Genomic DNA, 21,972 nt, shown 5'->3' with positions numbered 1-21,972 from the left:
CGAAAAACCGCCTCGTCCGTCACACGGCGATAAGCGCGGCGGCAACCGCACGGCTTTCCGCCAGCATGACGTTGAACGTGCGCACGGCCGCACCCGTGCTCATCGGATCGGAACTGATTCTGCGCTCCCGCAGGGCCGCCTTGATTTCCGGTGCAAGCGGGCGGATCTCCTTGCCGGTGCCGACAAGCAGGACCTCGATATCACCGGCCTCGTCGAGCACGCGCTGGAGGTCGTCCAGCGTCAGCGGGCTGCCATCCTGTTTGTCCCAGCCATGAATGCCCGAGGGCAGGCAAAGGATGGAGCCGCGGTGCGACATGTCGGCGAAACGGAAGCCGCCATTGCCGTATGCATCGATCGGCGCGCGTCCTGGGAAGTGCGCCTCCCGGATTTCAATTCCCTTAGCCATTGGCTCCCGTCGCTTCCGGGGCCGTCACCGCACCGCCCTTGCCGGGCCGATAGCGCTCCGGCCGCAGACGGAACAGGATGAGGATAGGCCCGGCAATGTAGATGGAGGATATGGTGCCGACCGCCACCCCGAAGAACAGCGTCAGCGCGAATGTACGAATCGCCTCGCCGCCGAAGAGGGCAAGCGCGGCAAGCGCGATCAGCGTCGTCGCGGAGGTCAGGACCGTGCGCGACAATGTGCGATTGATCGCGTCGTCGATCAGGATCGGCAGCGGCATCTGCTTGAAGTGCCGTAGATTCTCGCGGATGCGGTCGTAAACGACCATCGTATCGTTCAACGAGTAGCCGGCGACCGTCAGAAGCGCGGCAACAGCGCTGATGTTGAACTCGATATTGGCGATGGCGAGGAAGCCGAGCGTGAAGAATACGTCATGCGCCAGCGCGATGACGGCGCCGATGGCGAAATGCCATTCGAAGCGCACCCAGATATAGGCGATCAGCGCCAGAAGCCCGGCGACGAAGCCGAGGGAGGCCGTATCGATCAACTCTCCCGATATCGACGGGCCGACAACCTCGACGCGGCGGAAATCGTAGTCGTCCTCAAGTTCGCCCCGCGCGACGAGGACCGAGGTCTGCTCGGCGTTTTCGCCATCGCCTTGCGAGGTCAGCCTTACGATGGCGCGGCGCTCGTCCGCGCGTGTATCGACGGTCTGCACGGCGACGCCGGCATCGGCAAGGCGCGCGGATATGTCGAACGGATCGGCCTTGCCCGATTTCGCCTGGACCTCGACCGCCGCGCCGCCGGTGAAATCGATCCCGAGCCGCAGTTCGCCGAGCGCAAGCAGGCCGGCGATCACGAGCGACAGGGCGGCCGTCGCCAGGAAAACCGCATTGCGAACCGCCATGAAGCGCAGGTTCAGGCTATCGAAAAATCCGCTGCGCACGCCTTTGGGAAGGCGCGTGGCATGGCTGCGGCCGAGCCAGATGCGCACAAGGCGGTGTGTCAGCCCGAATGTGGTGAACAGCGTTGCCACCATGCCGACGCCGACCGCCAGCGCGAAGCCGCGCACAGGCGCCGCCGACAAGAGGAAGAGGACGGCGACAGCGATCAGCATCGTCACCGACGCATCCAGAACCGTCGTGCGGGCGCGACCGAAACCAACCGACACGGCCTGCGACAACGGGCGCCCGGCCTTCACCTCCTCGCGAATGCGTTCGAAGATCAGAACGCTCGCGTCGACGGCAAGGCCGACGGTCAGCACGATGCCGGCGATCATGGAGAGGGAGATCGGCATACCGATTAGCGCGAGCGCGGCGAATGTCAGCAGCACGTTGAAGAACAGCGCCAGCGATGCGATGACCCCCAGCACGCCGTAAAAGAACGTGATGAAGGCCACGACCGCCACGACGGCAACGACGAGCGCCAGGACGATGGAGCCGACAGACGTCGTGCCGAGTACCGGCTCGATCGACCGTTCCTCCAGAATGGTGAGCGCGGCGGGCAGCGGACCGCTGGCGACGATGCGGGCGAGGTTTGCCGCGCCTTCGGCATCGAAATCACCGGAAAGCCGGCCGACGCCATCGCTGATGGCGCCCTGGATCTGCGATGTCGAGATCACCTGTCCATCGAGCAGGATCGCGATCGTTCGGCCGGCATTGTCGCGCGTGAAAGCGGCGAGCTTGTCTGCGGCTTCCTTGCGCAGCACGAATTCGATGAAGGGTTCGCCATCCGCCGATGCCCGCGCCGATGCCACATCAGCGGCGGTAAAGAGGTCATCCTGGCGCACGAGATAACCCGTCGGCGGCTCGTCGGCGGAATAGAGCACTTCGGAACCGGCAGGTGCGCCGTTTTCGATGGCCGTATTGACCGGCACGCTGTCGTCGATCAGGCGTGCGGAAAGCTTGCCGACGGTCGCCAGCATATCCTTCACGCGCTGCGGGTCGGTCAGGCCGGGCATGGACACGACAATGCGGCCGCGGTCGCCGCGCCCGACGGTCAGCGCGGGAATATCCAGGCTCTCAACCCGCCGGCGCACGGCATCGACCGCGCCGAGCGATGCGGCCGCCACGGCTTCATCGACGGCGGCATCGGACAGCACGATGCTGAACTCGCCGTTTTCGCCGGTATTGAGCGTACCGAGCCCAAGGCCTTCGAGCGCCTGCCTTGCCTTATCGGCGTCACCAGTCGCCGATATCGTCACATCGACCTGATCGTCCGCGCCGTTGAGATTGCCGTAGGGAATCTGCGCTGCCCGCAAGGCGTTGCCGATCGTCTCGACGGCGCCACGCAGGCGCGCATCGACGATATCGTCACGGGAAACATCGAGAACGAGGCGGGATCCGCCGGTCAGGTCCAGGCCCGGTTTCAGCCGATGCGCGGAGATCCAGTCCGGAAGGCCGGCCGCCATGCGGGCCGGCATAAGGCTCGGCAACAGGACGAGAAGGCTGGCCAGGAACGCGGACCAGAGAAGGAATGTTTTCCAGCGGGCGGATTGCTGCATTGCGATCTCGACAAAAACGGCGCCAGCGCCGCTGAAAACCAGTCGGGCCGCAGGCCGAGGTTACCCTCGGCCGAACGGCAAGCCAAGTCATTCCTTGACGGGTTCGCCCTTGACGCGGACTTCGCTGACACCGCTGCGTACGACACGCACTTTGATGCCTTCTGCGATTTCGACTTCGAGCTCGCTGTCGTCTACGACCTTCGTCACCTTGCCGACGATGCCACCACCGGTGACGACCTGGTCGCCGCGGCGGATGTTCTTCAGAAGCTCTTCGCGACGCTTCATGGCTGCACGCTGCGGGCGGATGATGAGGAAATACATCACCACGAAGATCAGCAGGAACGGGAGGATAGACATCAGGATGTCTGCACCGCCTGCTGAACCGCCGGGTGCCGCCGTCTGGGCGAAGGCCTCGGTAATGAACATCAGCTACTCCTTGAAAACTTGGATTTATAAGGCCTGTAGACCCATTTCGGATGCCGGAATATAGGCAAGCACACATCCAATGCAACACACGAGACCGAGAAGCTCTCGTTTTTCAAGTGTTTTCCCCCTTTTCGCCCCCCTTCCCGCCATGCTACCCGCAAGGAGTATGAGGAGAGACACAGTGCAGGAAGATCACGTCAAGCTTCTGCTGGCCGAAATCGGCCGCATCAACGCAACGCTGGAGCGCCTTGCCGGCCCCGCGCCCGCCATCAACGACTGGAATGCGGCCGACGTCTTCGTCTGGTCGCCCGCGCGCCTGCAGGTGCAGCCGGTGAAGCGCCCCAACCGCATCGACATCGATCTTATCCGCGGCGTCGATCATGTTCGTGACATTCTCGTCGACAACACGGTGCGCTTCGCACGCGGCCTTCCGGCCAACAATGTGCTGCTGTGGGGCGCACGCGGCATGGGCAAGTCCTCGCTGGTCAAGTCCGTCCATGCGCTCGCGGCAAGGGAGACCGGCAGCGACCTGAAGCTCATCGAGGTGCACCGCGAAGACATCGCCAGCCTTCCCGCGCTGATGGACATCCTGAAGGGAGTGCCCTATCCGGTCATCATCTTCTGCGACGACCTGTCCTTCGACCACGACGACACGTCCTACAAGTCGCTGAAGGCGGCGCTGGACGGCGGCGTCGAGGGCCGGCCGGACAATGTCCTGCTTTACGCCACCTCCAACCGTCGCCACCTCCTGCCCCGCGACATGATGGAAAACGAGCAGTCCACGGCGATCAACCCGTCGGAAGCCGTCGAGGAGAAGGTCTCCCTTTCCGATCGCTTCGGGCTATGGCTCGGCTTCTACAAGTGCAGCCAGGCCGAATATCTCGAGATGATCGACGGCTATGCGAGCCACTACACGCTCGACATCCCGGTGGAACAGCTTCACGCAGAGGCACTGGAATGGGCAACCACGCGCGGCTCCCGCTCCGGGCGCGTGGCCTGGCAGTATGTCCAGGATCTTGCGGGGCGTCTCGGCAAGCCGCTCAACCGCTGAAACCACCTCAATGACGAAAGGGCGGTCCCGCAGGAACCGCCCTTCTCTTTATCAGTGATGTGTGCCCGCCTATTCCAGATAGGTCATCGGGTTGACCGGCGTCGCGTTCTTGCGCACCTCGAAGTGAACCTTGGGCCGGGTGGCGCTGCCGCTCATGCCCGAGGTCGCGACGGTCTGGCCGCGCTGGATCTTCTGGCCGCGCTGCACGTTGAGGTCGCCGGCATGGCCGTAGACGGTAACGGTGCCGTCGTCGTGGCGGACGAGAACCGCGTTTCCGAGTTCCTTCAGGCTGCTGCCGGCATAGATGACCACGCCATTCTCAGCCGCCTTGATGGGCGTGCCCTCGGGCACCGAAATATCGATACCGTCGTTGCGGCTGCCGTTGACGTTGGAGCCGTAGCCGGCAATGACCGCGCCGCGGACCGGCCAGCGATACTTGCCGATACCCGTCGATTCGGGCGCTTCGTCCGTCACGTCGGACTTCTGCGTCACCTCGGCGACCGAGACGGTCTTGACCGGCGCCTTATAGGACTCCGGCTTCTTCTCCGCCGTCTCGACCTTCTTTTCCTTGACCGGAACGGAGGCCGTCGTCGTCTTGTCCGTCGTCGTGTCCACGGCCGCGCCGCCAGCCGGGATCACCAGCTTCTGGCCGATGCGGATCGCGGCGGTATCGATGCCGTTCGCCTTCTTCAGGGCGTCGACCGACACGCCATTGCTGCGGGCGATCTTGGCAAGCGAATCGCCGGGCTTGACCTCGTAGCCGCCAGTGCCTTCGCCGGCATTGGCGAGGTTGGTGTTGGCCTGATCGGTTTCAGACTTCACCTTGTCGCGCTTCGACGTGCCGGGCAGGATCGCGACGTTCTGTTCCGTCTTGCGCTCGGGTGTCGGCAGCTTGTTGTCGACCTTCAGCGTGTGGTCCGTCGCAGCCTTGGCAGCGCTTGCCGTGGTGCTGAAGGTCGGGATGATGATCCGCTGGCCGGGCTCGGCATCGGTCGAACGCTTCAGTCCGTTTGCGGCGAGGATTTCCTTCTCCGGCACGCCATAACGGTTGGCGAGCGTCTTCACGCTTTCGCCCTGGCGCAGCATGACGACCGGGGCATTGTTCGTCGACCAGCCGGCCTTGGCCTTCTGCACGGTTCCGGTCGAGAGCGTATCCGTATTGTCGGCAACCGCTTTCGCCTGGCGCTGCTCACCGAAGGTCTCGCGCTCGGCCGGCCGGGCGCCGCCATCCGTCGGGTCGCTGAGCGAACCGCGCTGAACGGTCATCGGTGTCGTCGCCAGACGCGAACCCGAGCCGGTCGTCGTTGATGTGTTGATGGGATCGTAGGAAACGCCGCCCTGATCCGGGAAGGGCTGGCTGAGCGCCTGATCGCGGGTTCCCATCTGATTTGCCGACGAAAACTGCTGCTGCTCGTTTCCGACGGTTGCCCGCGGAACGATGCCATTGCTGCCGAACAGCGTGCGGCGCGGAACCGAACTGGTCGTCATGTTGTCCTGCCCGGAGCTGGAGAACAGACCGCCAAAACGGGAAACATCCGAACTGCACCCGGTCGCGACACTGGCCAGCAGGGCCGCAGCAATAAGGCGGGTCGCGGTCCTGCCAAAACTCGGCGATACACTCTTACGCATGAGACTACCCAATCGGTACGCTACTTGAAGTGAACCGATTAAAGCGCGTTAGAGTTACTGCCCGGTTAAGGCTGGCCTATTCGCCAAGGTTTTTTGATGAATTGATAACCATGCCGCAGGGTGGCAGGCACGGGCCGCATCAGAAGCCGGCCGCGTACATGCTGTCAGCGCGGGAAATACGCGCGCCGATATGGGCAACATTCTCGATGGCGCCCTGGCCCGGCTGCAGGATCGCGGAGATGGGCGTCGCGCGCCGCGCCGCGCCTTCGATGACCGCTTCGGGTTCGCTCATGTCGAGCGCACTTTCATTATAGGCGATGGCCCGCAGGGCGGACACGGCGACATCGCGCGTTCCCAGATAGCGGGCGCTGCGCTGGTCCTGCGCCGGCATGCTGTCAAAATATTCGATATAGGCGCGGTAATAGGCCTTGCGGTCGCCGGCATCGAGGAAATGGCCGTAGGCGCCGTATTCGCGGGCCTCCAGTGCGGCTGTATCCAGGTTGTTGCGCTCGGCATCCGTCAGGGCCGGCTGGCTGTGGACCGCCTCTTCCTTGGCGACGCTGAGGACGAGAAGCGCATCGACCGAAAGGCCGACATGGGATGAGGGATCGGTCGTGCCGCCCGCGAGATTCGCGGACGATGCGGTCTCGGTCGCATCCTCCGCGGCCTTTCCCGCCGCCTTGGTCGCGAGATAAGCGAGCCCCTCATGCGTCGAGCCGCTGGCTATCCTGTTTGAGACGTACATTTCCCTCTCCATCGGAATGGCCGGAAAGGTTGGAAAACCGGCATCCTGCGTGGAAACTGCTGCTTCGATACCGGCCTACGCGCCGAAGCTTGCGCGAAACTTGCGCGGGTTAACAAATGGTTAACGTTGCACTTTTCGGGACGGCCAGGAGGAAGACGCACAGAAACGCGCGCGACAATGCGAAAAAAACCGCCGAAACGACTCGGCCGATAATACTAGGCATGGAGGCAGGATAAAACGTTCGGGCGCTCAGAGCGCCTGCGCCATCATCGGAACGATGGGCAGATAGGGCACCGCAAAGAGATCCTCACGGTCGAAGCGGCTGCCGGTCTTGGTGAGCTTCAGCATGCGACATTCGGTTTCACTGACCATGGCGGGCGCGATGAGGACGCCGCCGGAGACGAGCTGTTCGGCAAAGAAGCGCGGCAGGGCGGGAAAGGCGGCGGTGACGAGGATGCGGTCGAAGGTGCCCTCGCCCGGCATGCCGTTGCTGCCATCGGCCTGGCGGACGATGACGTTGCGCGTGCCTGCCTTTTCGATGGCCTGCTGGGCGTTCGTGACCAGCGTCCGGTAGCGGTCGATGGTCAGCACGCGCTCGGTCAGGCGCCCCATCACAGCGGCGGTGAAGCCGCTGCCGGTGCCGACTTCCAGCACGCGCTGCCCTGCCTTGAGGTTCAGAATGTGCAGCAGGCGCACGGCGAGATCGATGCCTTCGGCGAAGGAGCCGCATTCGAGCGGCAGCAGGCGGCTCGAATAGGCATCGCCGGCAAACTGCGGGGGAACGAAGAGCGTGCGCGGCGTCTGCTCCACCGCCGTCAGGAGTTCGAGATTGTTGATGCCCTCGCCGCGCAGGCGCAGCGCCAGCGCAGCAAAACCTTCCTTCTCGATCACCCGTCCCGTGCTCAATCGGCATCCTCACTGATCAGGGCGCGCTTCACGCGGTCCAGTACCGTATAGTCCGTCAGGTCGAGCTTGAGCGGCGTGACGGAAATCTTGTGGTTCTTCACCGCATGGATATCGGTGCCCGCGCGGAAATCGCCCTTCCGCTCGCCGAAGCGCAGCCAGTAATAGGGAAAGCCGCGGCCATCGGCGCGCTCGTCGATGGTCAGCCCGAAATCGAGCTTGCCCTGGCTGGTGACTTCGACGCCCTGGAGTTCCTTCGGCGCGCAATTCGGGAAATTGAGGTTGAAGAACGTCCAGTCCGGCAACTCGACATCCATCAGCTGGCGAATGAGCTTGGGCGCAAAGGTCTCGGCAACCTCCCACGGCACGATACGGCCATTGGCATGGTTGTAGGCCTGGCTGAGCGCGATCGACTTGATGCCCTGAAGCGTACCCTCGATGGCGCCGGCGATGGTGCCGGAATAGGTGACGTCGTCAGCCATGTTCGCGCCGGCATTGACGCCCGACAGAACAAGATCCGGCTTTTCGTCGAGAACCTCGCGCACGCCCATGATGACGCAATCGGTCGGCGTGCCGCGCAGCGCAAAACGCTTCTCATCGATCTTCCGGAGCCGCAGCGGCTCGGAGAGCGTGAGAGAATGGGCAAGGCCGCTCTGGTCGGTCTCCGGCGCGACGACCCAGACGTCGTCCGTCAGCTCGCGCGCGATCCTTTCGAGAGCCGCCAGGCCCTCGGCGTGGATACCGTCGTCGTTCGTCAGGAGAATGCGCATGCCCCGTCCCGCCTCAGGCGGCCTTCTCAATCTTCGTCAGACCGCCCATATAGGGCAGCAGCGCCTCCGGCACAGTCACGGTGCCGTCCGCATTCAGGTAATTTTCCATGACGGCGATCAGCGCGCGGCCGACGGCCGTTCCCGAGCCGTTGAGCGTATGCACGAACTTCGTCGCCTTGTCGTCCTTGCCGCGGTAGCGCGCATTCATCCGCCGCCCCTGGAAATCGCCGCAGACCGAGCAGGACGAGATTTCGCGGAACGTGTCCTGGCCGGGCAGCCAGACTTCCAGATCGTAGGTTTTCCGGGCGCCAAAACCCATGTCGCCGGTGCAGAGCGTCATGACGCGGTAATGCAGGCCGAGGCGCTGGAGGATCGTTTCCGCGCAGGCCGTCATGCGCTCATGCTCATCCACGGCGCTTTCGGCATCCGTGATCGAGACGAGTTCGCACTTCATGAACTGGTGCTGGCGCAGCATGCCGCGCGTGTCACGCCCGGCCGAACCCGCCTCCGAGCGGAAGCACGGCGTCAGCGCCGTGAAGCGCAGGGGAAGCTTTTCCTGTTCAAGGATTTCCTCACGCACCAGGTTGGTCAGCGAGACCTCCGCCGTCGGGATCAGCCAGCGGCCATCGGTGGTGCGGAAAAGGTCTTCGGAGAACTTCGGCAGCTGGCCCGTGCCGAACATGGCGTCGTCGCGCACGAGGAGCGGCGCATGCACTTCCGTATAGCCGTGCTCTTGCGTGTGCACGTCGATCATGAACTGGCCGAGCGCGCGTTCCAGACGGGCAAGCTGCCCCTTCAGCACGGTGAAGCGCGAACCGGCGATCTTCGCCGCGGCCTCGAAATCCATGTAGCCGAGGGCTTCGCCGATCTCGTAATGCTCCAGCGCCTTGTGGTTCCAGGCGGGCCTGTTGCCCCAGCGGTGCTTCTCGACATTGCCCGCTTCGTCCGCCCCGACGGGCACGTCCTCGAAGGGAATGTTCGGCAGGCGCGCCAGGGCGTCGTTGAGTTCGGCCGTAACCTGCCGCTCTTCCTCCTCGGCGGCGGGAAGCCGGTCCTTGATAGCAGAGACTTCCGCCTTCAGCTTCTCGGCAAGGTCCGTGTTCTTGGCGGCCATGGCCGCACCGATTTCCTTGGAGGCGGCATTGCGGCGCGACTGCATGTCCTGCGCGGTCTGGATGACGCTGCGGCGCTTCTCGTCGAGGTCGATCAGCGCCTGCGCGAGCGGGCTTGCGCCGCGCTTGGCGAGAGCAGCGTCAAGGGCAGCCGGATTGTCGCGGATCCATTTTATATCAAGCATTGTCGTTCCAGGCTCTTCCGTGGATGAAGGCCCATCCACGCCCGGCAGCGACCCGCAGGCGAAGGCTTATTCAGCCTCGCCCTGCGTTGCAGCGACCTCGTTTTCCGCATCCTGCGCGTTCGAGGCGCTCGCCCGCTGCCGTTCGATGAGTCGGGCCGTATAGATGGAAATCTCGTAGAGAAGGATGGCCGGCAGTGCAAGGCCGATCTGGGACACCGGATCGGGCGGGGTCAGCACGGCCGCCACGACAAAGGCGATGACGATTGCGTATTTGCGCTTCTCCGCAAGCGTCTGCGACGTGATGAAGCCGGCGCGCACCAGAAGCGACGAGATGACGGGCAGCTGGAACACCAGACCGAAGGCGAAGATCAGCGACATGATGAGGCTGAGATATTCCGAAACCTTCGGCAGAAGCTGAATGGAAACCTGGCCCTCGCCGCCACCCTGCTCCATGGCGAGGAAGAACCACATGACCATGGGCGTGAAGAAGAAGTAGACGAGTGCCGCGCCGAGAAGAAACAGGATCGGGGACGCGATAAGGAACGGCAGGAAGGCGGCGCGCTCGTTCTTGTAGAGGCCGGGCGCCACGAACTTGTAGACCTGCTGGGCAATCACCGGAAAGGCGATGACAAGGGCGCTGAACATGGCGACCTTGATCTGCGTGAAGAAAAACTCCTGCGGCGCCGTGTAGATGAGTTCGACATTGCGATGCGTCAGGCCGGCCCATTCGACGGACCACTTGAACGGCAGCACCAGGATGTTGAAGAGCTGCTTGGCAAAGTAGAAGCACACCAGGAAGGCGATGAAGAACGCGCCGACAGCCCACATCAGGCGCTGGCGCAGTTCGATCAGGTGCTCGAGGAGCGGCTGGGGCTTGTCTTCGATATCGCCGCTCATGCCTCATCCTTCCGGGTCTTAGCAGTCTTGGCCTTTGCCGTGGATGTCTTGGCGGCGACCGTCTTCTTTGCACCAGAGGCTTTCGCGGCCGGCTTGGCCGCAACGGCCTTCGGCTCTGCCTTCACCTTGGCAGCCGGCTTGCGCGCAGCCGTCTCGGTGCTGGCCGTGGTGAGTTCGGCCTTCTTCGCCGCCGTCTTGCGCGTCGGCCCCTTCTTCAGGGGCTCGGCGGCGACCGGTTCAGCAGACGCGGGCTTGTTCGCTTCCGATGGCACGGCCGAAACGGCAGAAGCCGGCGTCGAGACGGATGAGGTCGACGCGTTGACGGATTTTTGAAGGTCGGACTTGATCTCGCCACCCACCTGGCGCAACGGATTGACCGCATCGCGGATGGTGTTCAGCGGGTTCAGCTTCTGGGCGTCGCCGATGGTCTTGCGGACATCGTCGAGATCGGCTTCGCGCAGCGCTTCGTCGAACTGCTGGCGGAAATCGCTCGCCATGCCGCGCATCTTTGTCACCATGCGGCCGAACGTCCTGAGCATCGGCGGCAGGTCCTTCGGGCCCACCACCAGGATCAGGACGATGGCGATGACGAGTATCTCGGTCCAGCCGACATCAAGCATTGGGTACTGTCCTCAGAAGCCGCGCACCACCGTCCGCAGCCGAATGCCGGTTACTTGACCTCGTCGGCCTTGTGGTCGACGGTCTTCGCCTGCTCGGCGTTGGCTTCCTCGTCCGTCATGCCCTTCTTGAAGTTCTTGATGCCCTTGGCGACATCGCCCATCAGTTCCGGAATTTTACCGCGGCCGAACAGCAGCAGCACCACCACCAGAACAATCAGCCAATGCCAGATGCTGAAAGAACCCATTCGCTTGACTCCCTTTTGAACCTTGATCCCGATGTAAGACGTTCAGCCGTCTTTTTCAAACACAAGTATGTCGCGCTGGTTAGCCGAAAGCGTGACATCGCGCAATCCGGCAGGCAGTTGATCGGCCCTCACCCGCGCTCGAACGGGACGGTCGGTTCCATCGACGGCAAGCTCCAAAAGCTCCACCACGCCGAGGAAACGCCGCGAAAGGATGCGTGCCGGCGTCTCGCCGCCGGTTTCCTGCACCCGAATGCCTGTCAAACGCACCGCTACATGAACTTTCTGGCCGTCGGTAAAATCTTTGCCATCGACATTGCCGAGCGGCGTTTCCACCACGCCGCCGCGAACGTGGCCCGGAAATTCGTTGATCTCTGAGAAGAACGCCGCGGCGAATATGTCTTTCGGCTTGAGATAGAGATCCTCGGCGGTACCGACCTGGACGAGCCTGCCGTCCTTCAGAAGCGCGATGCGGTCGCCCATGCGCATCGCTTCCTCGGCGTCGTGCGTGACGACGATCGCGCTGGCGCGGGATTTGCGCAGGATGGCGAGCGTATCGGCACGAATGGAATCCTTGAGCCGCGAGTCCAGGCCCGAGAACGGCTCGTCCATCAGGAGAACGCTCGGACGGGGTGCGAGGGCGCGCGCAAGCGCCACGCGCTGCTGCTCGCCGCCCGACAGCATATGCGGGAACTTTGCGGCGTAGTGCGACAGACCGACGCGGTCCAGCGCTACGTTCGCTTCCGCCTCCGCTTCGGCACGCGGCAGCGCCGTCAGGCCGAAGCGCACATTGTCGAGCACGGACATGTGCGGGAAGAGCGCGAAATCCTGGAACATCAGGCCGACGCCGCGTCGTTCCGGCGGCAGGAAGACATCCGGGCCCGCGATCTCGCGATCGTCGAGCAGGACGCGGCCGCGCGTCTGCGCCTCGATGCCGGCGGCGATGCGCAGCAAGGTGGTCTTGCCCGAGCCGGACGGCCCGAGCAGGCACAGGACCTCACCCGGTTCCGCCGTCAGCGAGAGGCCACGAATGGTGTCCTTGTTGTGATAGCTGTGATGAATGTCATCGAAGACGAGGCGCGACGCGAAGGTCACCGCCGAAGCCCGTCTCGCCTCGATGCCGTTGGAACCTGACGGGTCCGAAGCCATTGCCGAAGTCTTTCCCTGTCGCCGGCGCGGAGGTCGACGATGCAGTCTTGCATAAACCTTCGTCTATTCGTCCGCTTTTCCGCCCGGTGTCAAGAGTCCGAGTTCCTCAAGGTCGAGTTGTGTCAGCGGATCCTCGTCCTCCGCAAGCTCGTCCTCGCCAAGCGGCATGGGGATCTGGAAATTGGACGGAATACGGCCCGACAGCAGGCCCGTGCCCTTCAGTTCATCGAGGCCCGGCAGGTCGCGCAGCTCTTCCAGCCCGAAATGATCGAGAAAATCCCGCGTGGTGCCGAATGTCACGGGACGGCCCGGCGAGCGGCGGCGGCCGCGCAGGCGCACCCAGCCGGCCTCCATGAGCACGTCGAGTGTGCCCTTGGATGTCTGGACGCCGCGGATATCCTCGATCTCGGCGCGCGTCACCGGCTGGTGGTAGGCGATGATCGAAAGCACCTCGAGCGCGGCGCGCGAAACTTTGCGCACCTCCGTCTCGTCGGTGCGGATGACGAAGGACATATCGGGCGCCGTGCGGAACGCCCAGCTGTCCTCCATCTGCACGAGATTGACACCACGCCCCGCGTAGAACGCCTTCAGTTCGCGCATGACATGCAGGACGTCGACACCGCGGGGCAGCCGCTCGGCGATATAGGCGGAGGAAACGGGGCCCGCGGACGCGAACACCAGCGCCTCGGCGATGCGCGTGGCCTCATACAGCCGCCGTGGATCGACGACCGTCGCGTTCTCCGTGTCGGCATCCACGTCGTCAGCCACCCTCTTCGCCCTCGCTGCCTTCTCCGGCCTTCTGGCCCCGGCGCAGATAGATCGGCTGGAAGACGCCGTCCTGTCGCAGTTCCAGCCGCCCTTCCCTGACCAGTTCCAGCGTCGCGGCAAATGCGCTGGCAATCGCCGTGGTCCGCTCGGCGGGATCGCTCAGGTAGCGCAGCATGAAATGATCGAGCGCAGTCCAGTCATCGTCGAAATCGCCGACGAGGAGTTGCATGATCTCGCGCGCGTCGGCCAGCGACCAGACGCTGCGCTTTTCGATGGTGACCTGGGTGATCGCATGGCGCTGGCGCAGCGACGCGTAGGCGGTGAGCAGATCGTAGAGCGACGCCTCGAAGGCCGAGCGACGTTCCGTCGGGATATGCTCGGGCATGCCGCGCGCGAACACGTCTCGGCCGAGGCGGTTGCGGTTGACCAGCTTCGTCGCGGCATCGCGCATGGCCTCCAGCCGCTTGAGGCGGAAGGCAAGGCTCGCCGCCATCTCCTCGCCCGAAGGACCGTCATCCTTCGCCTGCCTGGGAATGAGGAGGCGCGACTTGAGATAGGCAAGCCACGCCGCCATGACGAGATAGTCGGCGGCAAGCTCGATGCGGATCTTGCGCGCCCGGTCGATGAAGACCAGATATTGCTCGGCCAGCGCCAGCACGGAGATACGCGTCAAATCGACCTTCTGCGTGCGGGCAAGATGCAGGAGCAGGTCGAGCGGCCCTTCGAAGCCGGCGAGATCCACGACGAGGCTTTCCTCGTGCAGGCCCCGCCCCGAGGCGTCGTCCTGCCACAGGTCATCCATCGGCGCATCCGCGCCGCGTCCTTTCCTCGGTGGCTTGCCGCCCGTTGCCTGCACGTCGCGCCTCTCGTGTTCGAACGCAGTTCCCGACGCACACCGCGATGCGGCAGATCAGGCCACCGCGATCATGGCGTTGAATTCCTCTCGCAGCGCCTGCTCGTCCGCACCGTCGGGCGCCTGGAAGCCTGCACGGACCGCCTTCGCCCGCCGCAGGCTCTCGCCGGAAAGGGGCGGAACGTTTTCGGTCACTGCCAGCATTTCGTCCATGATGCCATGGCAATGCAACACCATGTCGAGGCCCGCGGCGATGATTCCCCGTGTTCTTCCGGCAATATCGCCTCGCAGCGCATTCATCGAGACGTCATCGGACATCAGGAGCCCGTCGAAACCGATCCTCTCGCGGATGATTTCGCGCACGACCTTCGGCGACGTGGTGGCCGGATTGTCGGGGTCGATGGCCGTGAAGACGATATGCGCCGACATCGCCATCAACTCGTCGTTCATGCGCCGGAACGGCACGAAGTCGCATATGTCGAGTTCTTCCAGGCTCGCCTGCACGACGGGCAGGTCGTGGTGGGAATCGACCATCGTGCGGCCGTGGCCGGGCATGTGCTTCATGATCGGCAACATGCCTCCGGCCTTCAGGCCTTCCGCCGCGGCCTTGCCCATGGCGGACACGATTTCCGGTTCCTGGCCATAGGCGCGATTGCCGATGACATCGTGCACGCCGGGAACGGCGACGTCCAGCACCGGCAGGCAATCCACGTTGATGCCGAGGCGCAGCAGGTCGAAGGCGTGAAGGCGCGACATCAGCCAACTGGCGCGCAGGCCCTTTGCCTCGTCGGCACGATAGATCGCACCGAGCGCGGCAGCGTTCGGATATTGCTGGACATGCGGCGGCTTGATGCGCTGAACGCGCCCGCCTTCCTGGTCGATCAGCACGGGAATATCGGCATCGCCGCCGACGCAATCGCGCATTTCGGCAGTGAGATCGGCAACCTGCGCCGGCTCACCGATATTGCGGCCGAACAGGATGAACCCCCATGGCCGCTCATCGCGGAAGAAGGCTTTTTCGTCGGCGGTGAGGCTCAGGCCCTTGCAGCCCGAAATGAAGGATTTCGATTCGCTCATATCGGCAATCTTATTGGTTCGGGGAAGAAAGACGAGGCCCTGCTCTGCCGGCTATCCGCGATGCGCCTCGCGACGGAATCGAAAGGGCGCGGACAGGATCCGCGCCCTTCATGATGCTGACCGCTTGCCTCAGCGGGTCACGAGGCAGCTGCCGCCGGCGCCCTTGTAGCGATTGCAGAGGCTGTTGGCCTCCTCACGCGAGCCCGCCGGGATGCGGACACGGTAGAACGTGCCCTTGTTGGGGATCGCCACCTGCTTGATATCAACGCCGCGACCGCCGATGACGCTGCCGAATTTGGCAGACAGCGAATTGTAGGTCTTCTGCGCTTCTGCCTCTGATGGCAGCGAGGCGATCTGCACGACGTAGCTGCCGGGCGTCACGGCGGCGACCTGGGTGGTCTCGGCAGCCTGGCCCGTCGTTGCGGCAGCGGTCTGCTGGCCGCGGACATTGCCGTTTTCGGTGACGGTGCCGACGACGTTGACCGGCTGGTCCACCGGACGGCTTTCCGGCGTCGGCGTGTTGTTGCCGGTCGTCGTTGCGGTTTCCGCGCCGAAGGTCGTCGTCTTCACGGTGCGGACAGGCGCCGTGTCGTCGACCTGCGCATTCGCCACTTCGGCGAGCGCCGAACGCGGCTGCGTGTTGGTGGCGGCCTGTTCGGCACGCAGCGAGGCGTCGGGATCGACCTCGGCCTCGGCGGCGGCGGCTTCACCCGCCGTGCGGCCGGTGGTCGCCGTCGGCTTCGCGTCGAGCTGGGCGGTTTCCTGCGTGGCCGGCGTGTCCTCGCGGGCAACCAGCGTGCCGTCGGGCTTGACGATCATGGTGCGTACCTTGCGGGGCGACACGACCGGCTTGTTGGTGTCGGCGGTCGCCTTTTCCGGCTCGTCCACGCCCGGAAGCAGGCGGTTGTCATCGTCAGCGCCAGCCGTTTCCTGGCCGTCATCGGCATCGTCGAACGGCAGGGTCTCCGGGGTCAGCGTGCGCTGAACGACATCAATCGGCTCTTCCGACGAGGTGACGAGCTGCTCCTGCTGCGGCGTGCTGGCGCCGTCGCCTGCCACGCGATCGTAGACAGCCTTGTCCTGGTTGGGCACGGTCTTGCCGCCGCGCTCCTCGGGCACGACCTTGATCGGCTCCTTGTCGGCGAGGATGACGCGCGGCTCACCGGAACTTGCCGCTCCGCCGCCCGTGAACGACGACCATGCATAGACGCCACCGCCGCCAACAAGCAGCAGGGCGGCAACGGACGCCGCAATCAGCATGCCGCGGCGCGGGCGCGACTGTTCGTCATCATAGCCGTCGCCGGCATAAAGCGTGTTGGCCTGGCCGGGATCGACGGGGATGGCCATGCGCTCCGGCTGGTGCAGCGAGCGGCGGAAATCCTCTTCGAGCGCCCGTTCGAAATCATCGACATCGTTGATCTGCGCCGCCGGCTGGCCGACCGCGGCCGCTCCCGTAGCAGCGCCGCGCGACAGATCTTCCGCACGCGCCGGTGCAGCCGGCTCGGTGAAGAGCTGGGCCATCTCCGCATCTAGGTCGAAATCGAAATCGGGCTGGTAGGCCTGCGGCTTTTCCTTCTCGACAACGGGAAGCTGCGGCACGTCCAGTTCCGTGACCGGCGCCACGCCGACATCCGTGTCGGCAATCATGGTCGGGTCGAACGGCAGGGAACCGTCAGCGGTTTCCGCGATGACCGGCTGCGGCGCCGTGTAGGTCGACACGGGAACGGCGACAGCGGGCTCGCGGCGCACGGTGCGTTCCACTTCGACCGGGCGCACCACCTCTGCCGGGGCAACCTCCGCGCGGGCCACGGGCGTTGCGGCGACCGGCGCTTCGTCCAGCGAGAAATCGGACAGGTCCAGATCGATGTCCGAGAGGTCGAAATCCAAATTGTCGAAATCGACCTCCGGCTCGGCGGCCGGTATCGGGCTGGAAACCGGCTCGTGACGGGTCTCGGTGACAGCTGCCGGCGCGGTGAAGGCGGGCTCGGTAAATGTCGGCGTGGCGGACGTGACGGCCTTCTCGGCCACGGTCTCGCGGCGTCCCGTCGGGGTTGCACGCCCGAAGATGGCCGAAACGTTCGCAAAGGAATTGCGCTGCGCTGCGGCAGCGGCGGTCACCGTTGCAGCCGTCGCGGCAGCAGCTGTGGCGGCGGAAAAGGGCGAGCTCGCCTCCGGCACCGGATAAAGCTCGACTTCGGCCAGCAGCGAGTCGCGGTCGTAGCCCTGGCCCTTCTGGACGGACTGCACCTGATAATCCGGCTCCGCCTCATGGACGGGCTCCGCCTGCCAGGATTGCTGGGCTTCGGCGACAGCGCGTGCGTGGTCTTCGGCGGTCTCGACCGGCATGTCGGAAACGAAATGCGGTTCCTCACCGGCGTAGTAGGCGGTCTCGGCATGGAAGGGCTCGGCATGCTCGACACCCGAGTCAGCCGGTATCCAGGTGTCCGCAACGGGCTCGACGGCACTTTCGACCGCTGTCGCGGCGACCGGCAGCGGCTGGAGGAAGGCCGCCTCGGCACTCGCGTCGTACCCCTGATCGCCATCCGTGAAAGCATCGCCGAGCGACAGTTCCAGTTCACGCTCGAGATCCACGCCAAGATCGGAAATCGTGTCGCCTTCCACCGGCTGCAGGCCGAGGAATGTCGGCTCCGGCGCGGCATAGGTTTCGTGTTCCGCAACAGGCGAAATCTGCGGCGGCGCCTCGAAATGCGGCTCGAACCGGTCGGCGAACTGCAGGCCTGCATGGGCCTCCGCTTCGACCGAAACCGGCGGCACTTCCTGAACAGCGCCTTCGAGCTCATCGGCCAGCAGAAGGGCGGAGTCAGCGGGCTCATCGGCCTGGAAGACCGGAGCATCGACCGTTACCGGCGCCTCTTCGAACGATGGTTCCCAGTCGCCGGCCGCGTCGGCATGGACGTCGTGCGCGGAAAAATCCTCGACAGGGCTGGCGACGAACGCATCGACTTCCGGCTCGAAAACGGGCTCGGCATAAACAGGCGATTGATAGGCTTCTGCCGGCGCCTCGAAGGCGGGCTCGGCGAAAGAGGGTTCGGCGAAGGACGGCTCCTGATGGCGCGGGGCGCTCACGAAGGTGTCCCGCTCAGGGATCTCGTCGATGATCGCGGCGCGGTCCTCGACAACCGGTGCCGGCACGTCAAAGACGGGCTCGACATGGCGCTCGGCGACCGACTCCACCAGCGGCTGCGCCGAAACGCGGCTTGCGGGCGCATCGTATTGCTCGAAGGCGCGCATCAGCTCGTCCTCAAGCGCGAGAACCGCATTCTCGCGCCGGGACGCCGGCTGCGCGGTTTCCGAGAAGGATTGCGCCACGCCCTGCACCGGGCGCGGATCGAAGTTCACGAGACGGGTAAGCTCGCTCAGCGGATCATCATCCGCCAAGAGGCCCGCATCACCGGTTCCGCTTCGCGCGAAGTTCTTGTCAGCCATACTGCTTCCCACTCATAAGCCACAAAGACGCATTGCCAGCTTATTATGGGTAAATGGTGACGTTATCGCATTTCATCCGGTGCTGCGGTGCCTGTAATGGACAGGCCCGACTTGAGAACGGAAGCGACAGCGTGCACCAGCCCAAGTCTGGCGATGGTCAATTCTCTATTTTTATCGTTAACAAACCGTAATTCCGGTTGTTCTTTACCCTTGTTCCAGTGTCCGTGGAATGCGCTGGCAAGTTCATAGAGATAAAATGCAATGCGATGCGGCTCCTGCGCCGCTGCCGCACCTTCGATGACACGGGGATATTCTGCCAGTTTTGCCAGAAGCTGCAACTCGCTGGGATCCGCGATATTTCCGGCGATCGCGCCGGCAAGATCGAGCGCGCTTACATCGAGGTCCGGCAGGGCTTCGGCCGCCTGGCGGAACACCGACATGCAACGCGCATGGGCGTACTGCACATAGAAGACCGGATTGTCCTTGGACTGCTCCGTCACCTTCGCGAAATCGAAGTCGAGCGGCTCGCTGCTCTTGCGGTAGAGCATCATGAAGCGGACGGGATCGCGGCCGACCTCCTCGACGACATCGCGCAGGGTGACGAAATCGCCGGAGCGCTTGGACATCTTCACCGGCTCGCCATCGCGGAAGAGCTTGACGAGCTGGCACAGCAGGACGGTCAGCTTCGAGCTTCCATCGGAAACGGCCTTGGCGACCGCCTCCAGGCGCTTGACGTAACCGCCATGGTCGGCGCCGAGCACATAGATCATCTCGTCGAAGCCGCGATCGAACTTGTCCTTGAAGTAGGCGACGTCAGCGGCAAAGTAGGTATAGGAGCCGTCGGACTTGATCAGCGGGCGGTCGATATCGTCGCCCACCTCGGTCGAGCGGAACAGGGTCTGCTCGCGATCTTCCCAGTCTTCCGGAAGCTGGCCCTTCGGCGGCGGCAAGACCCCCTTGTAGACATAGCCCTTGAAGGTCAGGTCGTTGATCGCGGTGCGGATCGGCGCACCGTTTCCGGCATGCAGCGAACGCTCCGAGAAGAAGACGTCATGCACGACATTGAGGGCGGCAAGGTCCTCGCGGATCATCGCCATCATCATTTCGATGGCCTTTTCCTTGACGATCGGTAGCCACTGCGCCTCCGACATCGCCCGCAGCGACGTGCCGTGTTCGGCCACAAGCGCCTCCCCGACCGGAATCAGGTAGTCGCCGGGATAGAGGCCCGGCGGGATCTCGCCGATGGTCTCGCCGAGCGCCTGGCGATAGCGAAGGAAGGCCGACCGCGCCAGCACATCGATCTGCGACCCGGCATCGTTGATGTAGTATTCCTTGGTGACGTCGTAGCCGGCGAAGCCAAGAAGATTGGCAAGCGCATCGCCGACCACCGCACCGCGGCAATGGCCGACATGCATGGGCCCGGTCGGATTGGCCGACACATATTCCACATTGACCTTGCGGCCGGTGCCGACCGTGCTGCGGCCGTAATCGGTGCCAGCCGTGACGACGGCGGCCAGAAGCTTCTGCCAGTAAGCGACGGACAGGCGCACATTGATGAAGCCCGGCCCGGCCACGCCGACATCGGCGACTTCCGGATCGTTCTTCAGCTCGGCGACAATGAGATCGGCAAGCGCGCGGGGATTAAGGCCGAGCGGCTTGGCGAGAACCATCGCCGCATTCGTCGCAACATCGCCATGGCTCTGATCGCGCGGCGGCTCGACGGAGATACGGCCGAAATCGAGTTCGGCGCGCTTCTCACGGACGATTTGAAGTCCTTCGAGTACGTTTTTGATTCTGCTGTCGAAGTCTGTAAAAAGGTTCATCTCATCCATCCGCGCGCAGAGACCCGCATCGGGGGCTTTTCTGCGAAGAAATTCGGGGTGCCGGCTGACTATCGCAATTCAGGGGTATGGTCAAACAGCCGTCGATGGGTGTTGATCGCGTAATTGTCGGTCATGCCCGCCAGATAATCCGCGACGTGGCGAGCACGCGCCGATTCCGGCATGGTGGCGATGCGATCGACCCAGTAGTGCCCTTGCATGAGCTGCGGGTCATCCATGTAGGCGTGGTAGAGATCGGTCAGGATCGACGCGGCATTGGCGCGCACGCGCATGACTTCCGGGTGCCGGTAGATCCGCGAGAACAGGAGCTTCTTGATCTGCCGATCGGTCTGCCCCATACCCTCGGAAAAGGTCGCCATGCATCGGCGCGCCTTGCGCACATCGTCGGCGCTCTCGGGGCGAACGTCGAGCAGCGCGCGTTGCGCATAGCCGATCACGTCCTCCACCATCGCCGTGATCTGCCGGCGCATAATCTCATGGGTGAAGCGCGACGCCTCCAGACCGGGATAGCGGTCATGCACTTCCTTCATCAGCCCCGCGAGGAACGGCACGTCCTCCAGCATGTCGAAGGTCAGGAAGCCGGAGCGCAGACCGTCGTCGATGTCATGGGTGTTGTAGGCGATATCGTCGGCGATGGCGGCGACCTGCGCCTCCAGGCTCGCGAAACTGCCGATCTCCAGGTCATGCTGCGCGCAATATTCGAGAATGGGCCGCGGCACCTCCTTGCCATGGGTGCATTCCCCGTTGGGGCCGATCAGCGGACCGTTGTGCTTGACCAGGCCCTCCAGGCTTTCCCAAGTCAGGTTCAGCCCGTCGAACTCGGCATAACGCCGCTCGAGCTTGGTGACGATGCGCAGGGACTGGGCGTTGTGATCGAAGCCGCCGAACGGCTCCAGCACCTCCTGCAGCGCGTCCTCCCCGGTATGGCCGAAGGGGGTGTGGCCGAAATCGTGCACCAGCGCCACGCCTTCGGCGAGATCCTCGTCGAGCTTCAGCGCGCGCGCCAGGGCGCGGGCGATCTGCGCCACTTCGATCGTGTGCGTCAGCCGCGTACGGTAATGGTCCCCGTCGGCGGCGATGAACACCTGCGTCTTGTGCTTGAGGCGCCGGAAAGCCGTCGTGTGCACGATGCGGTCTCGGTCGCGCTGGAAATCCGATCGCGTGGGGCTTTCGCTTTCGGGAAACAGCCGTCCACGGCTTGTCCAGGGATCGGAAGCATAGATGGCGCGCTGTCCGGCGCCGAAACCCAGCGCATGTCTGTCGAGTGTCATTCGTCACCTGCATTCACGCCGCCCATTGACGCGGCCTCAATGCCTTCATACCTATAGTGTGCATAGCAGCAAGTCCGGCC

The 21,972-nt window shown here is 64.1% G+C and carries 19 protein-coding genes; 1 reads left to right on the top strand and 18 read right to left on the bottom strand.

All coding sequences use genetic code 11. The annotated features are described in order from the left end of the window. Positions 1-19 precede the first annotated feature (19 nt). From K6301_RS06320 to yajC, 3 genes are all read right to left on the bottom strand, one after another. Entirely contained in the window at positions 20-406 is a 387-nt protein-coding gene (locus K6301_RS06320) for an Mth938-like domain-containing protein (RefSeq protein ID WP_247219964.1), read from the bottom strand. Further along, a complete protein-coding gene (secD, locus tag K6301_RS06315; RefSeq protein WP_247219963.1) occupies positions 399-2,906 on the bottom strand; it encodes a protein translocase subunit SecD in 2,508 nt (835 codons plus the stop codon). The genes K6301_RS06320 and secD overlap by 8 nt, the downstream gene beginning before the upstream one ends. A gap of 87 nt (positions 2,907-2,993) precedes the next feature. Next, positions 2,994-3,332, bottom strand: a complete 339-nt coding sequence (gene yajC / locus K6301_RS06310) for a preprotein translocase subunit YajC (protein ID WP_134649104.1) — start codon at positions 3,330-3,332, stop codon at positions 2,994-2,996. Between the two features lie 166 nt (positions 3,333-3,498). On the opposite strand from yajC, the gene K6301_RS06305 reads away from it, so the two are divergent. Then, positions 3,499-4,383: an ATP-binding protein gene (locus K6301_RS06305; protein ID WP_425475376.1), complete on the top strand. Its 885-nt coding sequence runs from the start codon at positions 3,499-3,501 to the stop codon at positions 4,381-4,383. A 69-nt stretch (positions 4,384-4,452) separates the two neighbouring features. Here K6301_RS06305 and K6301_RS06300 read toward each other — a convergent pair whose 3' ends face one another. The 15 genes from K6301_RS06300 to K6301_RS06230 all read right to left on the bottom strand — a co-directional run bounded on the left by K6301_RS06300 (position 4,453) and on the right by K6301_RS06230 (position 21,892). Beyond that, positions 4,453-6,012, bottom strand: a complete 1,560-nt coding sequence (locus K6301_RS06300; RefSeq protein ID WP_247219959.1) for a peptidoglycan DD-metalloendopeptidase family protein — start codon at positions 6,010-6,012, stop codon at positions 4,453-4,455. A 139-nt stretch (positions 6,013-6,151) separates the two neighbouring features. Continuing rightward, positions 6,152-6,757, bottom strand: coding sequence for a hypothetical protein (locus K6301_RS06295; protein WP_247219957.1), 606 nt, complete (start codon positions 6,755-6,757; stop codon positions 6,152-6,154). A gap of 249 nt (positions 6,758-7,006) precedes the next feature. Next, complete coding sequence (locus K6301_RS06290; RefSeq protein WP_134649100.1) at positions 7,007-7,663, bottom strand: protein-L-isoaspartate(D-aspartate) O-methyltransferase; 657 nt, start codon at positions 7,661-7,663, stop codon at positions 7,007-7,009. Next, positions 7,660-8,430 (bottom strand): 5'/3'-nucleotidase SurE, encoded by a 771-nt coding sequence (gene surE / locus K6301_RS06285; protein ID WP_247219955.1) that lies wholly within the window; start codon positions 8,428-8,430, stop codon positions 7,660-7,662. The genes K6301_RS06290 and surE overlap by 4 nt, the downstream gene beginning before the upstream one ends. A 13-nt stretch (positions 8,431-8,443) precedes the next feature. Then, positions 8,444-9,727 carry a serine--tRNA ligase gene (serS, locus tag K6301_RS06280; protein WP_247219953.1) on the bottom strand — a complete coding sequence of 428 codons (1,284 nt, stop codon included), beginning with the start codon at positions 9,725-9,727 and terminating at the stop codon, positions 8,444-8,446. 66 nt (positions 9,728-9,793) lie between these two features. Next, positions 9,794-10,624 (bottom strand): twin-arginine translocase subunit TatC, encoded by an 831-nt coding sequence (gene tatC, locus K6301_RS06275; protein WP_247219952.1) that lies wholly within the window; start codon positions 10,622-10,624, stop codon positions 9,794-9,796. Further along, positions 10,621-11,244: a Sec-independent protein translocase protein TatB gene (gene tatB, locus K6301_RS06270; protein WP_247219950.1), complete on the bottom strand. Its 624-nt coding sequence runs from the start codon at positions 11,242-11,244 to the stop codon at positions 10,621-10,623. Before tatB ends, tatC begins: the two co-directional genes overlap by 4 nt. Positions 11,245-11,294: 50 nt before the next feature. Then, entirely contained in the window at positions 11,295-11,489 is a 195-nt protein-coding gene (locus tag K6301_RS06265) for a twin-arginine translocase TatA/TatE family subunit (protein WP_134649095.1), read from the bottom strand. A 42-nt stretch (positions 11,490-11,531) separates the two neighbouring features. Then, positions 11,532-12,635, bottom strand: a complete 1,104-nt coding sequence (locus K6301_RS06260) for an ABC transporter ATP-binding protein (RefSeq protein ID WP_247219949.1) — start codon at positions 12,633-12,635, stop codon at positions 11,532-11,534. 63 nt (positions 12,636-12,698) lie between these two features. Further along, positions 12,699-13,403 carry an SMC-Scp complex subunit ScpB gene (scpB, locus tag K6301_RS06255; RefSeq protein WP_247219947.1) on the bottom strand — a complete coding sequence of 235 codons (705 nt, stop codon included), beginning with the start codon at positions 13,401-13,403 and terminating at the stop codon, positions 12,699-12,701. Further along, on the bottom strand, positions 13,396-14,205 hold the full coding sequence (locus K6301_RS06250) for a segregation and condensation protein A (RefSeq protein ID WP_247219945.1): 810 nt from the start codon (positions 14,203-14,205) through the stop codon (positions 13,396-13,398). The genes scpB and K6301_RS06250 overlap by 8 nt, the downstream gene beginning before the upstream one ends. A 108-nt stretch (positions 14,206-14,313) precedes the next feature. Beyond that, complete coding sequence (gene nagZ / locus K6301_RS06245; RefSeq protein ID WP_247219943.1) at positions 14,314-15,333, bottom strand: beta-N-acetylhexosaminidase; 1,020 nt, start codon at positions 15,331-15,333, stop codon at positions 14,314-14,316. 129 nt (positions 15,334-15,462) lie between these two features. Next, positions 15,463-18,780 (bottom strand): SPOR domain-containing protein, encoded by a 3,318-nt coding sequence (locus K6301_RS06240; RefSeq protein ID WP_247219941.1) that lies wholly within the window; start codon positions 18,778-18,780, stop codon positions 15,463-15,465. A gap of 62 nt (positions 18,781-18,842) precedes the next feature. Beyond that, complete coding sequence (gene argS, locus K6301_RS06235) at positions 18,843-20,603, bottom strand: arginine--tRNA ligase (protein WP_247219939.1); 1,761 nt, start codon at positions 20,601-20,603, stop codon at positions 18,843-18,845. 68 nt (positions 20,604-20,671) lie between these two features. Beyond that, complete coding sequence (locus K6301_RS06230) at positions 20,672-21,892, bottom strand: deoxyguanosinetriphosphate triphosphohydrolase (protein ID WP_247219937.1); 1,221 nt, start codon at positions 21,890-21,892, stop codon at positions 20,672-20,674. Positions 21,893-21,972: the final 80 nt, after the last annotated feature.

This window comes from Shinella oryzae (assembly GCF_023038235.1).
GTDB lineage: Bacteria > Pseudomonadota > Alphaproteobacteria > Rhizobiales > Rhizobiaceae > Shinella > Shinella sumterensis.
The sequence above is the reverse complement of the archived record's forward strand: the minus strand, read 5'-3'. Positions and strand labels throughout refer to the sequence as shown.

What these genes read in the sequence shown, in the direction of transcription:
- yajC (WP_134649104.1), bottom strand. Translation starts at nt 3,332, where the DNA reads ATGTTCATTACCGAGGCCTTCGCCCAGACGGCGGCACCCGGCGGTTCA.
- surE (WP_247219955.1), bottom strand. Translation starts at nt 8,430, where the DNA reads ATGCGCATTCTCCTGACGAACGACGACGGTATCCACGCCGAGGGCCTG.
- tatC (WP_247219952.1), bottom strand. Translation starts at nt 10,624, where the DNA reads ATGAGCGGCGATATCGAAGACAAGCCCCAGCCGCTCCTCGAGCACCTG.
- K6301_RS06240 (WP_247219941.1), bottom strand. Translation starts at nt 18,780, where the DNA reads ATGGCTGACAAGAACTTCGCGCGAAGCGGAACCGGTGATGCGGGCCTC.
- K6301_RS06305 (WP_425475376.1), top strand. Translation starts at nt 3,499, where the DNA reads ATGAGGAGAGACACAGTGCAGGAAGATCACGTCAAGCTTCTGCTGGCC.
- K6301_RS06260 (WP_247219949.1), bottom strand. Translation starts at nt 12,635, where the DNA reads ATGGCTTCGGACCCGTCAGGTTCCAACGGCATCGAGGCGAGACGGGCT.
- K6301_RS06320 (WP_247219964.1), bottom strand. Translation starts at nt 406, where the DNA reads ATGGCTAAGGGAATTGAAATCCGGGAGGCGCACTTCCCAGGACGCGCG.
- K6301_RS06230 (WP_247219937.1), bottom strand. Translation starts at nt 21,892, where the DNA reads ATGACACTCGACAGACATGCGCTGGGTTTCGGCGCCGGACAGCGCGCC.
- argS (WP_247219939.1), bottom strand. Translation starts at nt 20,603, where the DNA reads ATGAACCTTTTTACAGACTTCGACAGCAGAATCAAAAACGTACTCGAA.
- K6301_RS06295 (WP_247219957.1), bottom strand. Translation starts at nt 6,757, where the DNA reads ATGTACGTCTCAAACAGGATAGCCAGCGGCTCGACGCATGAGGGGCTC.
- nagZ (WP_247219943.1), bottom strand. Translation starts at nt 15,333, where the DNA reads ATGAGCGAATCGAAATCCTTCATTTCGGGCTGCAAGGGCCTGAGCCTC.
- secD (WP_247219963.1), bottom strand. Translation starts at nt 2,906, where the DNA reads ATGCAGCAATCCGCCCGCTGGAAAACATTCCTTCTCTGGTCCGCGTTC.
- tatB (WP_247219950.1), bottom strand. Translation starts at nt 11,244, where the DNA reads ATGCTTGATGTCGGCTGGACCGAGATACTCGTCATCGCCATCGTCCTG.
- K6301_RS06265 (WP_134649095.1), bottom strand. Translation starts at nt 11,489, where the DNA reads ATGGGTTCTTTCAGCATCTGGCATTGGCTGATTGTTCTGGTGGTGGTG.
- K6301_RS06300 (WP_247219959.1), bottom strand. Translation starts at nt 6,012, where the DNA reads ATGCGTAAGAGTGTATCGCCGAGTTTTGGCAGGACCGCGACCCGCCTT.
- serS (WP_247219953.1), bottom strand. Translation starts at nt 9,727, where the DNA reads ATGCTTGATATAAAATGGATCCGCGACAATCCGGCTGCCCTTGACGCT.
- K6301_RS06250 (WP_247219945.1), bottom strand. Translation starts at nt 14,205, where the DNA reads ATGGATGACCTGTGGCAGGACGACGCCTCGGGGCGGGGCCTGCACGAG.